This is a genomic window from Lactobacillus delbrueckii subsp. delbrueckii DSM 20074 = JCM 1012, from assembly GCF_001433875.1.
Lineage (GTDB): Bacteria > Bacillota > Bacilli > Lactobacillales > Lactobacillaceae > Lactobacillus > Lactobacillus delbrueckii.
Genome location: NZ_AZCR01000037.1, coordinates 1 through 14,818, shown reverse-complemented (window position 1 = coordinate 14,818; position 14,818 = coordinate 1). Strand labels below are relative to the sequence as shown.

At 48.5% G+C, this 14,818-nt stretch carries 7 protein-coding genes and 1 pseudogene; 4 read left to right on the top strand and 4 right to left on the bottom strand.

Features of this window, described 5'->3' with window-relative positions; genetic code table 11:
- Positions 1–80 precede the first annotated feature (80 nt).
- Together FD23_RS05950 and helD are read right to left on the bottom strand one after the other, a co-directional pair.
- Positions 81–503: pseudogene (locus FD23_RS05950) on the bottom strand (amino acid ABC transporter permease); the annotation flags it as partial.
- A gap of 363 nt (positions 504–866) precedes the next feature.
- Positions 867–3,143 carry an RNA polymerase recycling motor HelD gene (helD, locus tag FD23_RS05945; protein ID WP_025896022.1) on the bottom strand — a complete coding sequence of 759 codons (2,277 nt, stop codon included), beginning with the start codon at positions 3,141–3,143 and terminating at the stop codon, positions 867–869.
- Between the two features lie 195 nt (positions 3,144–3,338).
- Between helD and FD23_RS05935 the strand changes: the two genes are divergently transcribed.
- The 4 genes from FD23_RS05935 (at position 3,339) to FD23_RS05920 (ending at position 7,944) form a co-directional block, all read left to right on the top strand.
- Complete coding sequence (locus FD23_RS05935) at positions 3,339–4,001, top strand: matrixin family metalloprotease (RefSeq protein ID WP_052933767.1); 663 nt, start codon at positions 3,339–3,341, stop codon at positions 3,999–4,001.
- Positions 4,002–4,015: 14 nt separating this feature from the next.
- The gene (locus FD23_RS05930; RefSeq protein ID WP_003612110.1) at positions 4,016–4,669 is read left to right on the top strand and encodes a histidine phosphatase family protein; all 654 of its coding nucleotides are present in this window, start codon (positions 4,016–4,018) and stop codon (positions 4,667–4,669) included.
- A 105-nt stretch (positions 4,670–4,774) separates the two neighbouring features.
- On the top strand, positions 4,775–5,467 hold the full coding sequence (locus tag FD23_RS05925) for a glycerophosphodiester phosphodiesterase (RefSeq protein ID WP_052933768.1): 693 nt from the start codon (positions 4,775–4,777) through the stop codon (positions 5,465–5,467).
- 149 nt (positions 5,468–5,616) lie between these two features.
- A complete protein-coding gene (locus tag FD23_RS05920) occupies positions 5,617–7,944 on the top strand; it encodes an SEC10/PgrA surface exclusion domain-containing protein (RefSeq protein ID WP_052933769.1) in 2,328 nt (775 codons plus the stop codon).
- A 578-nt stretch (positions 7,945–8,522) separates the two neighbouring features.
- Here FD23_RS05920 and FD23_RS05915 read toward each other — a convergent pair.
- Entirely contained in the window at positions 8,523–12,062 is a 3,540-nt protein-coding gene (locus FD23_RS05915) for a glycoside hydrolase family 70 protein (RefSeq protein WP_052933770.1), read from the bottom strand.
- A 40-nt stretch (positions 12,063–12,102) separates the two neighbouring features.
- On the bottom strand, positions 12,103–14,818 hold a 2,716-nt coding region (locus tag FD23_RS05910), incomplete at its 5' end, for a glycoside hydrolase family 70 protein (protein ID WP_269079376.1).

Sequence of the window (14,818 nt, the reverse complement as noted above, 5' to 3'; positions counted from 1 at the left end):
CTTGACCGCATTTACCGGCGTAGATAGTCAAAATCTGCCAGATGTTATGGTAAGTGTTCAATTTATTCTTGCAATTGGCGGACGATTTTTATTACCTGGGGAATAACGATCTTTCTAAGGGTCTGCCCGTAAGTCAATTGCAGGACCTTGGCTGCCTCAAACTGTCCCCGGTCGATGGCCTGGTTGCCGCCCCGGAAGATTTCAGCAAAGTAGGCCGTGTAGTTCAGGACAAAGGCCACCAAAGCCGCCATATAGCGGGGGAAGGTCAAGCCGACGATCGGCAGGCCGTAGAAAACAAAGATTAGCTGCAACAAAAGCGGGGTCCCCCGCATCAGCCAAACGTAGAAGTTGAGTAGCCACTTCAATGGGGCAAAGCGGCTGCTTAAGCCGAAGGAGACCAGGATCCCCAAAGGCAGGGAGAAGATCAATGTTTCAAAAAAGATTTGCAAGGTCATCCCCGCCCCGCTGAAAAGGGAGGGAAGTATTTCCATAACGTATTTCATTCGTTTTACCCACTTCCTAGAAAAAGAAAATAAAAAAGTCCTCCCGGCCCCGAAGGGCCAAGAGGACGCGTCAGCGTGGTTCCACCTCGTGTTCACCGGTCCCTCGCGGCAACCGGCCTCACCAGCTTGAAAAAGCCTTCAAGCTGCAGCGGTAACGGGCTGACCCGGAAGGAGCTACTAAGCCTTCACCCCTCCTGCTCACAGACGTGTGTTCAGCCAGCCCTTGCTCCCCTTTCCACCAGCGGGAAGTCTCTATCTGTCCAGGCAGGCCTACTTCTTCTGTTCATCGCGTGAAATATAACCGACTCTAAGTCTATTTCCAGTAATATTAAGCCAATATTAAAAAAACGTCAAGCTTTTCTTTTACTTTTTTACAAAAGTTGCTTCATTAGTTGGCAAAAGCGGACTCTTTTCACCAGCGTAAACCAGGTCCAGCTTGTACATGGCCCGGGAAGCGATCGTGTAGACCAGCTGGGTCTCGTCTTCTTCGTGGTAGGCCGCTTTAGAGGCATCCCACATGATTACAGCGTCAAATTCCAGCCCCTTGGCCAGGTAGGACGGCAAGACCAGGTTCCCTTCCACCAGGCGCTGGTTAGCGCTGGAGATAAGGTGGACCCCCTCAAGCTGGTCAGCCAGCTTTTTAGCCGCCTCCAGGTCCTTAGTGATGATGGCAGTCGTCAGCTTTTGGGCGTCATTTTCCGCTAAAGCTGCTTTCAAAGCCGCTAAAGCGCCAGCTTCATCACTTCTGCCCCAGACTTGCGGCAAAGGCCCCTGCCGGTTGAAGCTTTCGATTTTTTCACCATGGCGGAGGATCTGCTTGGTGTAGTCAGTCAGCTGCTTGGTTGACCGGTAGGACTTGGTCAACTGAACCAGCTTGGTCTTTTCCGGGTCAAAGAGGTGGGAGATCTGCTTTAAGAGGCTGCTGCTCTCGTCCTTGGTAAAAATCGCCTGGTTCAAGTCGCCCAGCATGGTGAACTTGGCCCGGGGGAAGTTATAGCGCAGATAGGCCAGCTGGAAGGCTGAGTAGTCCTGGATTTCGTCGATAAAGCAGTAGCGCATCTCCAGGTTGGTCTGGCGGGCAATGATCTGGTCGTAAAGGTAAAGATAGGCTGAAGCATCCCGGAGGTCAATTTCCTGGTCTTTAAACTTAGCCTTAACTTCTTCAACATGGGCCAGCCATTCTTCTTCGCTGATCCCATACTTGGCCAGGTCCGTCATCTTCGGCACGGCCCGCAAAAAGGCCAGGTACTGACCCCGCAGGTTCAAGAAGCCGTTGTGGTTGATCCGGCGGGCAACTTTAGCCAGGTGCTTGATAACGATCTTTTTGCCCAGGAAGGCCCGTTCAGCCTTTTCTGAAGAGAATTCCTGGTCCGGCCGGTCGTACATGTCCAGCATCTGCTCGCGGCTGAGCCCTTCGATTTCCCGGCTGACCCAGACCTTGCGGGCTTCACTGGCCACCCGTTTATTCAAGCGGCGGATTAGTTCCTCGCGGGTAGCGTCAATCCGGTTGCCCAGCTTGTAGTTTTCATTGAAGGAGTAGTAGAGCTCCTTGATTTCTTCCTTGCTGAAAAATGGTTTCTTTTTGGTCCGGAAATAGATATTGCGGAAGATCATGCCGGACTGGTTCAGGTGCTGGCCGTAGCGGGTAGCCAGCTTGTAGAAGGCCAGCGAATCCTTGAAGCGGCTGATTGCCGTATCAGCCTGCCGGTCCTCAAACTGGTCAAAGAGGTTCTGCACCTTCATCTTCGGCAAGCGGCGGGCGATAAACTGCCAGTAGGTCATCTGGACCATGTTCTGCTCGCCCATTTCCGGCAGGACGTTTTCGATGTAGTCGTTAAAAAGCTGGTTAGGACTGAACATGATCACGTTCCCGCTCTTGAGGTTGCCCCGGTAGCGGTACAAGAGGAAGGCGATCCGCTGCAGGATGGCACTGGTCTTGCCAGACCCGGCCGCCCCCTGGACAAAGAGCAGGTCGCTGGTCGTATCCCGGATAATCTTGTTTTGCTCCTTTTGGATGGTCTTGACGATGGACTTCATCTTGATGGAGGACTTTTCTGACAGAACTTCCATCAGCATCTGGTCACCGATGGTTTCGTCAGTGTCGAACATGTTGATGATGGTTCCGTCTTCGATCATGAACTGCCGCTTCTTGCTCACGTCGACTTCAACCGGCCCTTCCGGTGAGTAGTAGGTTACCTTGCCGATCTTGCCATCGTAGTAGATTGAGGAGATCGGGGCCCGCCAGTCATAGATCAAAAGCTCATTGTTCTCGTCCATGAAGGAGGCCAGGCCAATATAGATGCTTTCCGGCTCTTCGCCAGCCTCCTCAAAGTCAACCCGGGCGAAGTAAGGATGGACATGCAGCCGCTTTAAAGTAGCCAGTTCGCGGTCGTTGACCTGCCAGGCATTGTCGCGTTCTTTGAGCATTTGCTGCTGCTGAATCGACAGGGCCGTGTCCATTGAGGTCGAGTAGTCGTCAAAGTCCAGGCGAATATCATCATAGAAGTGGGCGCTGATGTTGCGGGCTTCGGCCTTGTCTTTAGCGATAGCCTGCTGCAGCTGGTCCCTCTTTTGATCAATCTTTTGCAGAACCTGGTCCAGGTGGGCTTGTTCTGCTTTGCGGTCTGAGTTTTCTACCATGTAATATATGCACCTTTTCTAAAAAAATAAACTCCAACAGCTTTTCTTTGAAAAAACTTGCCTAATATTCTACCATTTTTCAGCTTAAAACTAAAGCCAGACCTCCTTAGGAAAAGCTTAAGCAGTTTCAGCGGACTTTTTGCTAGGAAAAAGAGCTGGCAAATCTTATAATAATTAGCGCAAAGGAGAAAATTGATGCGACGATTTTTTAATTTCATCAAGAACCTGCTCATCTTAGCGATCATGGCCGCGGCCGTGGTCAACTACCATGAGCAAATACAGACTTTCCTGCTGGAAGCAGCGGGCACGGCCAGCACTTATCTGGAGCAGAAAGGCTTAAAGAGCAAGACTCCGGATTTAAGCGGCGGCGTCGTTGCTGAAAGCAATAAGAAGGTCACTAAGAACACGACCGGCTACCGCTGGCCAAAGGCGACGGCCAAGGTCTACATCGGGGTCAAACAAACCGACCTCTACAACGCCAGGGTCAATGCCATGGCAGCCTGGAACCAGACGGGAGCTTTTACCTTTAAGCAGACTAAAAACAAGAAGAACGCCCAGATCGTGGTCGTGGCCACCTCCAAGAACAACGGGGCAGCGGGCCTGACTACCTACAAGTATCTCAGCCACACCAACCGGCTCTACTCAGCCCAGGTGGCTCTGAACACCTACTATCTGGAAAACGACTATTACAACTACACGCAGGCCAGAATCGTCAACACGGTTGAACACGAATTAGGCCACGCGATCGGCTTAGACCACCGGACCGGGGTTTCTGTCATGTACCCGACCGGATCCATCTACACGATCCAGCCAAAGGACATCAAGCTGGTTAAGAAGATTTACAAGAGCAAGTCATAAGGCAAGTTAGAAAAATGAAACGGATTTATCTGGTTAGACACGGGAAAACTTTTATCAACAAGTACAACAAGATGCAGGGCTGGTGCGACACCCCCTTGACTGACGAAGGCCGGGAAGGCGCAGAAAAGGCCGCTGAGGCCTTGCAGGAGCTGCCCTTGGACATTGCCCTGTCTAGCAACACTTTACGGGCCAGCGAGACCTGTGAAATCATCATGGAGAAGAACTGCAACAGGGACCTGCTCCAGCACCTGGCCTACCCTTACTTCAGAGAGCATTTCTACGGCTACTTTGAGGGGATGGACAATGACGTGGCCTGGCGGATGGTCGGCGCGGCCCACGGCTTTACTAACGCTGCTGATTTAGCTGAACACGCGACTTGCGACCAGATAGCTGACTGGACCAAGGAGGCTGACCCCTACCACGATGCTGAAGACAGCAAGGAATTTTGGGCCCGCTGGCAGAAAGGTTTTGACTTGATCCAGCAATTGGACGGGGCAGAAAATATCCTGCTGGTCAGCCACGGTTTTGCCATCAAGACCCTGGCCCAGAAATTTGCGGTGGACGGGATCGACACGACCGTTCACCCGAGAAATTCATCAATTTCGACTTTAGTGATGGATGAAGCTGGCAATTTGCAGATGACCAGTTACAACAAATTGCAGCTGTAATTTTTACGGACAAAAGGCTTGCAAGTTAGCAGAGAGCTACTATAATATGAGCCGGCAAGAGAAAAAAGCAAGATTCCAGTTTAAGGATGGAGCGCAATTACATATATGAGAACGAAGATTTTTGGTCACCGCGGTTATCCAGCCAAGTTCCCGGAGAATTCCCTGGAGGGCTTTGACTACTGCATGCATCACGGAGCTGAGGGGATCGAATTCGATGTCCACTTAACCCGTGACGGGGTGCCAGTGATCATGCATGATGAGAACATCAAGCGGACCACTAATGGCAAGGGCCTGATCAAGGATTTCAGCTTGGCGGAATTGGACCAGTTTCACCTGGCCAATGGCGAGCGGATCCCCCGTTTGAAGGACCTCTTCCAGCTGACTGAAGAATCTGGCTATGAAGGCCAGCTGAATCTGGAGATGAAGACCAATAAGTTCGATTATCCAGGCTTGCCGGGGAAGATTTTTGCCCTGGCGGACCAGTTCAAGTTCAAGCAGGAGATCATCTACTCCTCCTTTAATTTGCAGACCTTGATCCACGCGCAGAAGATCCGGCCGGAGGAAAACTACAATTTCTTGACCGACAAGCGGATCAAGGACCCGGCAGCTTTTGTCAAGGAGCACGGCTTTAAGGGGGTCCACCCCAAGCGCTTGCTCGACACAGACATGCCGGAGCGAATCTGGACGGTGGACAGTCCCCTGCGGGCCAAGAAGATTATTGAGTACGGCGCGGCCGGCTTTTTCACCAACAAGTTCGAAGATATGATGGACCTGCGCAAGCGGGTGGCAAATTACTAACGCGAATATAGGAGAGTTGCCTTAGCGGGCAACTCTTTTTTGTGCGGTGTAACATAAGTTAAACACTATATCAAGTATTGTATCCGGTTCCAGTGAGTGCTAAAATTGACTTGTCCAATATGTATTAATGAATTAAGGAATGTGTGATTATGAAGAAAATTTCGAAAAATGTTCTGCTCGTGTCATCCGTTGGTTTAGCTGGGTCTGCATTCGCGGTTACTAATACCCACCCGGTATTTGCGGCAAGCAATGCTAGCAAGAAAACTACTGTGGCTAACGACCAAGCCAAGGTTAAGAGTGCGCAAAAGAGCGTTGACCAAACGCAAAGCAAGTTAACCCAAGTGCAAAATGATTTGAATACTGCTAACAAGGATCTGGCTCAAAAAGAGACTGAATTGGCAAACGCTAAAAGCACTGCCGAAGCTGCTAATAGTAAGGTGGCAGCTCCGAATAAGAGCAACGATAAGGCTCAGTCTGCCCTCAAACAAGCCCAAGCGGCTACTGATTCTGCAAACAGCGACTACCAAAACGCTGTTAAGGACAGTACCGACAAGCAAAAAGACTTGACTGATTCACAAAACAAAGTAACCAATCTTGAAAAGCAACTTACTGATGGCGAAAAGAATAATAACGACATCAAGCAAAAAGTCACTGAAAAGAACAATAAGATCAGCGACAACCAGAAAACTTTATCTGGCTTGCAACAAGAAAAGAGCGAATCTGACGCTAAGCTTGCATCCGCGCAAAGCGATCTTGCTGAAATGAAGCAAAAGGCTGATAGTGCCTCACAAGCTTTGCAAGCAGCCAAAAAAGATTTAAGTTCCGCAACCAGCACTAATGAAAGCTTAACTCTTCCGCAAAGCTACATTGATTACGTTACTGGCAAGTCAACTGACTGGGATACTGCCAAGAAAGACCTGCAAGATGTAGTAAGCAACCACACTTATCCATTTACTGATGGAGACGAAAATGATACTGCTTACGACGATCCTGCCGCCTTATCCGAAAGTGATCAAAAGCGTTTGGATTTCTACGTGAAGAGCTTGATTGATTCCGTCAAGTCTCAAGTTGGATCAACCAGCAAGCTGACCATTACTGACGGTTCACTTGAGTTCGCTAAGCGTTACACGCAAGAGTACCAAAACAGCAACTATGTCTTCAGAAAATACAACGCAATCAAGTCAGCTTCAAGCATCATGGGGCTTGATGAGTATGCTGTTACTGGATATGACATTGCTGCCAACAGACAGGTTACTAGCCGGTCCATTTCGATTATCAATGGGTACATCTACAACTCATATGAATTCGGAACAACAAAGATGAGTGAAATTGCCAAGGCTGCTTTTGACTTGGTAACACAAGAACTGGCTAATCCAACTGATTACAACAACATCATTAACAACAATGGTTACTTCTCAGTTGCCGTAACCACTCAAGACGACAAATTCTACGTCTGCCTTTTGACGATCAACCCGGCTAACGTTCCAAGCCACTTTAACACTAACGAAGTTGTCAAGCCGAGCCAAGATGAGCTTGCTACTGCTGTTCAAAAGTCTCAAGCTGATTCAGATCAGGCCAACAAGGATATAGAAAGTGCACAAAGCACTTTTGATCAAGCCCAAGCTGAAAATCAAAAGCTTGGCCAAGAAATCAGCGATTTGCAAAAGAAGATTAGTGACGGTCAAAGTTCTGTCTCATCCTTGCAGAAACAGCTTACTGATACGGCAAAGCTTCAATCACAGATCAAAGAAACTAAGGACTCGTTGCCAGCAAAGCAAGCGGCTCTGCAAGCTGCGAATGAGAAAGTTCAAACTACTCAAAGCAAGCTGAATGACTGCAAGACTGCATTAGCCGCTGCTCAGAAAGAAACAGCAAATACCCAAAGCAACTTGGATAAGGTAAAGGCTGACGCAAGCAGCGCACAACAAAAGCTCCAAACTGCTCAAAAGGCCTACGATGAAGCAAAGAAGAACCAAGAAAAGCTGACTGCGTCGGTTGCATCCCTCACCAAGAAGCTGGCCTATGAAAAGAAACAATTAACACATGCTAAGGCAGTCTTAGCCCTTGCCCAAAGCAAGAAGACTACTACCAAGAAGAAGACCACCAAAAAGGATACAAAGAAGACTACCAAGAAAGCTACTACTAAGAAGGCCACTAAGAAGAAGGTTGCCAAGAAGGTAAAGAAGGCCAAGAAAGTAGTTGTCGCAAGCAGCAAGTTTACTAGCTTGAAGGGTAGCAAGAAGGCTTTTATCAGCAAATGGAAGAAGGCTAAGTCCGTTTCCGGCTACCAAGTTCGCTACAGCACGGCTTCCTCAATGAAGAAGGCCAAGACTAAGAGTGCCAAGGCAACCAAGCTTAAGGTTTCCGGCTTGAAGAGCAAGAAGAAGTACAACGTACAACTCCGCTCCTACCGCAAGCTCTCCGGCAAGACCTACTACTCTGCCTGGACAAAGGCCAAGACTGTCAAAACTCGTTAATCTAAAAATCCAACCTGATTCCAAACAAAAACTATCCCTTGCGGGATAGTTTTTTTTACTTTATCGTATACTTTATTCTTAAAAATCAGCGATAACCTCGCCTAATGTCCAAAGTGAGATAATACCAGCCGCGGCTTCCTGACCGTCTCTGTAGATGTATCCTTCCATGACTGTTATCGTCATGTTGTAAGTGTCCGTGATAATCTAAAATTCAGCATCCGAGTACTTTTCCAAATACTCTTGCAAGTCGTCTCTTACACCCGAAAAAGCCCCGTTTTCTATCCCCTTGTCAAAAACTAAGGTATGACATTCTTCCAAATCGATATCTGTGAACGTTAACTTTGCCGGATAAAACTTCTAGGAATCTTTGTGGTACTCATACACTTGGTCTAAATGCAAAGTGAGATCGCCATCGTTAACTTCCATTTTTTTACAATCCGACTGTCATGCAAGTCAAACGGAATGTTGCTGACCGTCTTCTTTATCAGTTTGATAGCTTCTCCTATAATCTATCTCCAGCTCTTAAGCAAAAACAGCTATCTCACTTTAACATGAGACAGCTACTTTTTGGCTATTACTTATTTGTATTGTTCACTGCTTAGGTAACCCTTGCTGTTCAAGCTATAAGTGTACCGCCCAGCCTTCACTTTCTTACTCTTGACCAATTGACCGTTATAAGCCATGTAGTAAGTGTGCTTGCCATCGTTCAAAAGGCCCTTTCTAAATGATTGACCGTTAGCCGCAAAGAAGTAAGTGCCAGCATCTTTATCCGTCTTAACGGCCGTCAGCTTGCTGGACTTAACCATGTTGCCGTTCTTGTCAAAGTAGTACCACTTGCCGGAGTCATCCTTGACAAAAGCATTCTTGACTTGCTTGCCTTGGTCGTCGTAGTAAACGTAGTTCTTGCCCTTCTTGGCCAAGCTGCTGCCAGTCAGCTGTTCTGGCAAGTATTGGCTGATTTCGTAGCTTTGCTTGCCGTCCTTCTTGCTGTAACCAACATTGTAGTAAGTTCCGGCAGCATTCTTAAGCACGTAGCCAGCACCGCGGCCCAGGATGTTGGTCCCGTTCATGTACTTAGCTGACCATTCAGTGATCTTTACGCTTGGATCCATTGGCTTGCCAGTGGACATTTGGTTGATCTTAAAGAGCTGCGGATACTTCTTTTGCAGAGTTGCCAGGAAAGCACCACCGTACTTCTTTTGGTAAGTACCACCACCAACTGAGTTAGTGATGTAGACAAACTTCTTCAAGTCAGCTGAACCCCGGTCACGGCCAAAGTCGTTGCTCCGTGAAACCGTCGTAGCTTCCTTGCCAGACAGGTTGTAGATCTGGTTTGGCACCCAGTCAGCCATAACTTGCATCCCCTGCTTGTGCAAAGCCTTCAAAGCATTGCGCAGATCTTGAGCTGACCCATACTTGTTGTTACCGCTCAAAGCCACGTCGTAACGGTCATCAAAAGCATAACCGTTGTCGATCGTTGAGTCCAGGAAGGTCTTGTCCTTGCTGGAGACATATTGCGGAGCCATTTCAAATGATGTGATCCCCAGTTCCTTAAACAAGGACGCGTTTTGCACGATCTGAACGTTGGCAGCTTCGCTTGCCTTAGTTGGGTAGTAAACGAAGTTGGAGAAGCCTTCAAAGATGACATTTGAGTCAAAGGCAGCGTTTGATTCGTATACTGACTTGGCGTCCTTGCTAGTGCTTGAAGCCTTAGTCCGGGCATCTTGGCCGTCCTTGGCACCAACCGGTACCCAAACAGCTACATAGCCCTTCATGTCCGGGTTTGAGTAGCCCTTGATGGCAGTACCGTCCTGCCCCTTCAAGTCCTGGTTGGTAAAGGTCAGATCACCCTTGTCATCAGTCTTGGCTCTTGGAGCGTCAGCATCACTGCTGTAGCTGTGCAGGTAGCTGTTAGTAACCGCACCATTGTCAAGGGCCTTGCTACTTGGCAAGATAACTGCCCGGTATTCTTGATTCTTGTGAGCAGCACCCATGTGCAAAACGACCTTGTCCTTGTCAGACAGAGACAGGCTGGAGTTATTGCTGATAATTACCCCGATCCCTTCATTCCGGGTCTCATCAGTCCCCTTATCGTCAGCAGTAGCCGCGCCCTTACCGTAACGGACACTCGTCAAAACGCCGTTATCGTCAACGTTCATGCTTTGGCCACCGGCAACATACTTAATCCGGGACTTCATCAAGTTGCTGATTGCTTGGTAGTAACGGGTCTTCTTAGACATGTATTGACTGCCGTCAACGTACATATCCCCGTAGTATACCCGTGGAATAGTGTCCTTGTTGGTCAAAAGCAAAGCGTAAGATGCTGGCATGTTGTAAAGGTTGTAGGTCTTATCCGTTGAGTTTTGGTCCTTAACGTATAATTCCATCCCCTTTTCTTCTTCAGCCTGGGTAAACTTGCCGTAAGGCTGGCCAGTAGCAGCTTGAATTGCCTGCCGGATCTGGTCCTGGGAGTTGGAGTCATGTGCCCGGATGAAGGAGTAGTTTGGCATTGCCTTGCCTTCACTGGAGTCATTAGTCCGGTCAACCAAAGAATTGTTAATGAGTTTCTTTAACTGATCTGCCTTTTCTGAGCTTGATGAGCTGTCAGAAACGAAGTTAAGGGCCCCGTTAAATGACTGCCGCATCTTGTCGTCCATGCTCAAGCCAGGGTTGCCAAGCTTGTTGATTGCGGCTGGAATTGCTGAATTCCAGCCTTCCAAAATGTTCAAGTGGGCATTAGATTTGGCATCTGAATTCATTCCGTAAGCAGCCTTGAAGTACTGGCCCATGATGTTGATCAAGTCAGCATCAGTAAAGTCAACCGCGTCAACTCTGATTGAGTCAAAGTGGGCGTCACTGTCTTGGCTGCCCCCGGTAATTTCACCAAAGTTCAACAGGTAGTACATCCAGTTCAGCTGTTCAGCCTGCACCACTGGGTTGGAGTTGTCGATATCATTAGCCAGCAGGTATTCAGTCAATGTATTCTTGTCATCGCCAGTCAAGTAGGCTGGATAACGGCCCATCAGCCGGTAGCTTGACTTGGTCCATGGAGTCAAGTCAGAGTTGTCATAACGGAAGAAGCCACCTTGCAGCTGCATCCCTTCGTAGTTTTCATCTTCACTGGCCTTAGTCCAAATGCTCTCAGTATTCTTGAACTCAGTCATCAAAGTCTTCAACCAGGAAGTACTCTTCTTGCTGGAGATCTTCTTTTCAACATTTACTTGAATCTGGTTGGCCGCGTTGAACAAGTCGCTGTTGCTGTCACTGCTCTTGAAATCAGCATTGGCAGCAACAAAGCCATTCTTCTTCATGAAGTTCAAGTAATCAATGAAAATCTCCCGGCTTGGCCAATAGACCATCAAAAGCGGCCGCTTGTCGCTGGCCGTTGACTTGGTCCAGGTCTTGCCATCCTTCAAGATCTTCTTTGGCCGGTACCAGCTGTCCGCTGTCAAGTAGCCGTCAACATTGTCGATACTTGAACTGGTCAAGCTGTAAGCTTGGTTGTTTTGCGCAAAAAGCTTGTTAGTGTTGACCAGGCTGCCCTGCTTCTTGAAGCTGACCTTGAAGCTCTTGCTGCCTAAGCCCTTTGAGTTAAAGTAGTACCACTTGGAACCAGACTTGTACATGAAGTTGGTCCGTGGCTTAGCACTGACCGCGTCAATGTAGTAAGTCTTGCCCTTCAAGCTGGACAAGCCGGATTGCAACTTGCCGCTCTTTGAGTAGTGGTAGACATACTTGCTGCCCTTGACGGTCTTGTTTCTGACCATCTTGCCGCTCTTAGTGAAGTAATACCAGGAGCTGTTGATCTTGGTCTTACCTCTGAAGCTGGTTACGTGACCCTTCTTGTCGAACTTGACCTTCTTGCCCTTGATCTTGCTGATCTTGTTCTTAATCATTACCCCGTTCTTCTTGAGGTAGTAAACATAGCCGCCGCTGACCAGGAAAGAGCTCTTGACCTTCTTGCCGTTCTTGTAGTACACCCGGCCAGCCTTGGTGTTCTGCCAGCCATTCTTCTTAGCGGCAGAAACTGATTGGCCAAATGGCAGGCTGGCCAAAGTTGCCAGAACGGCTGCCCCGGTCATCAACCAAGTAAATTTTCCCTTCTTTGAATAATTCATTTTTCCTTTTCTTCTTTAATAAATCTTAGATCGACACAAATTACTTTTGAGCAGCGCCCAAAGTATTCTTCGTGGTTGCTTGGTTCTTAGAAGCCGCGGTGTACTTCTCTGAAGTCAAGTAGCCGCTCTTGTTCAGAGTATACGTGTATTCGCCACTCTTCACCCGCTTGCCCTTGACCATCTTACCGTTCTTATCGAAGTAGTAAGTCTTTGAACCCTTGGTCAGCAAACCAGCTCTGAATGAAACCCCATTGCTCATGAAGAAGTAGGTGCTGCCGCCAATATTCGCGAAATTGCTGCTCTTAATCATATTGCCGGACTTGTCGAAGTAGTACCAGTTGCCGACACTGTCTTGAACAAAGGAGCTGGTCTTCTTGTTGCCACTTTCATCGTAGTAGATGTAGTTCTTGCCGCTTGAAACCAGGCCCAGTTTTTCTCGGGTCTTGCCACTAGCTAACTGAGCTGGCAGGTATTGGGCAATCTTGCTGCCGTCCTTGCTGTAGCCAACGTTGTAATAGCTGCTGCTTGAACGAAGCACGTAACCAGAGCCGCGGTGCAAGATGTTGGTCCCATTCATGTACTTGGCTGACCACTCAGTGATCTTCACGCTTGGATCCATTGGCTTGCCAGTTGAAGCTTGAGCCTTGCTGAAGAGGTCAGGGTACTTCTGCTTCAATTCAGCCAGGAACTTGCCGCCGTATTCCTTCTGGTACTTGCCGCCGCCAATTGTATTGGCAATGTAGACCACCTTGCTCAAACTGCTGCTTGGCCAGTCGTTGCCGTAGTCATCAACTCTGGTGGCAGTTACGGCTTCTTGACCAGGCAGGCTGTAGATCTGGTCTGGAACCCAGTCAGCCATTACCTGCATACCTTCCTTATGCAAGGCTTTGATTGCATTACGCAAATCTTCAGCTGAACCGTACTTGTTGTTCTTGCTTAAAGCCAAGTCATAGCGGTCAGTAAAGGCGTAGCCGTTGTAAATAGTTGAGTCAAGGAAAGTCCGGTCAGTGCTTGAAACATATTGCGGTGCCATTTCAAAGGAAGTAATACCTAACTTCTTGAAGAAGGACGCGTTCTTGGCAATCTGCACATTGGTTCGCTGCTCAGTCGTCGTTGGCTCATAGATGAAGTTTGAGAAACCTTCAAAGATCACGTTTGAGTCAAAGGCGTCGTTAACCCGGTAGTGAGAGGCGCTTGAAACAGTACTGCTGCTTGCCTTGGTCCGGGCATCTTGGTCATCCTTGGCGCCAACTGGTACCCACACAGCCAGGTAACCAGTTACGCAAGGGTTCTTCGTGCCCTTTACAGCAGTGTTTTCTTCAGTCTTGCCATCAACAGTCAGGTTCTTGTTGGTAAATACCAAGTCACCATTTTCGTCAGTAGTAGCCGTTGGTGCCTTGCTGTCGCTGTCATAGCTGATAACACCAGTAGAAGCCTGATTAGTACCGTCGTTCTTGGAGTCATAGCTATTGTTGGTCAAAAGCAAAGCCCGGTACTTTTGGTTCTTGTGGGCCGCGCCCATGTGCAGGACAACCTTATCGCTGTCGCCTAAAGTCAAATCTGACTTGTTGCTTGCGATAACACCGATGCCTTCAGTCCGGCTTTCATCAGTCCCCTTGTCACTGGCAGACTTAATGCCCTTGCCGTAGCGAACGCTGGTCAGCACGCCATTATTGTCAACTGCCATACTCTGGCCACCAGCCACGTACTTAACCCGGGCTTGCAGCAGATTGGTCATTGCATCATAGTAGATGCCCTTTTCAGCCATGTACTGGCTGCCGTCGAAGTAAAGGTCACCATAGTATACCCGGGGAATGGTGTCCTTGTTAGTTAACAGCAAAGCATAAGATGCTGGAATATTGCGCAAGTTGTACTTCTTGTCAGTTGACTGCTGGTCCTTCCGGTATGCATCCAGACCTTGCTTTTCTTCAGCCTCAGTGAAGCTGGTATAGTCTTTACCATTTGGATACTGGCTGCTCTTAGTCACATCCTTGATGGCCTGCTGGATATTTTCCTGGGACATGTTGTCATGAGCCCGGATGAAGGTATAGTTTGGCGTTACTTTTTCTGACCCATCCAGCTTAGCCCGGTTGACCATGGAGCTTTCACCATTGCTGCCAATGATGTCTTCCATCTTTCCGCCTTCACTCATGGCAGAAATGATTGAACTCTTCCAGCGGTCATCCATGGTAATTTCAGGGTTACCCATCCGGTTGACGTAGTCCTGGTCAGAGTAGTCCCAGTCTTCCAAAATGTTCAAGTGGGCGTTGGACTTGGCATCCGTGTCAACTCCGTAGACATCCTTGAAGTAATCACCTGCAATCTTCAGCAAGTCCGCATCAACGTTGTCCACCGCGTCAAGCCGGATAGAGTCAAAGTTGGCATCCTTGTCATTGGCAGTGATCGTCCCGTAGTTGAGCAAGTAGTGCATCCAGTTCAGCTGCTCTGCTTGAACTACTGGGTTAGAGTTGTCAATGTCGTTAGCCAGCAGGAATTCCTTTTGCTTATCCGTATCACCCTTGATGTTCTTAGGATAGCGGCCCATCAAGCGGTAGCTGGAGTTGGCCCATGGGGTCATGCTGGAGTTGTCATAACGCAGGAAGCCGCCTTGGAACTGCAGGCCGCTAAAGTTTTCACTTTCACTGGCCTTGGTCCAAATGCTTTCAGTGTTCTTGAACTCAGTCATCAAGGTCTTCAGCCAGGAAGTACTCTTCTTGCTGTAGATCTTCTTTTCAACGTTTACTTGAACCTGGTTG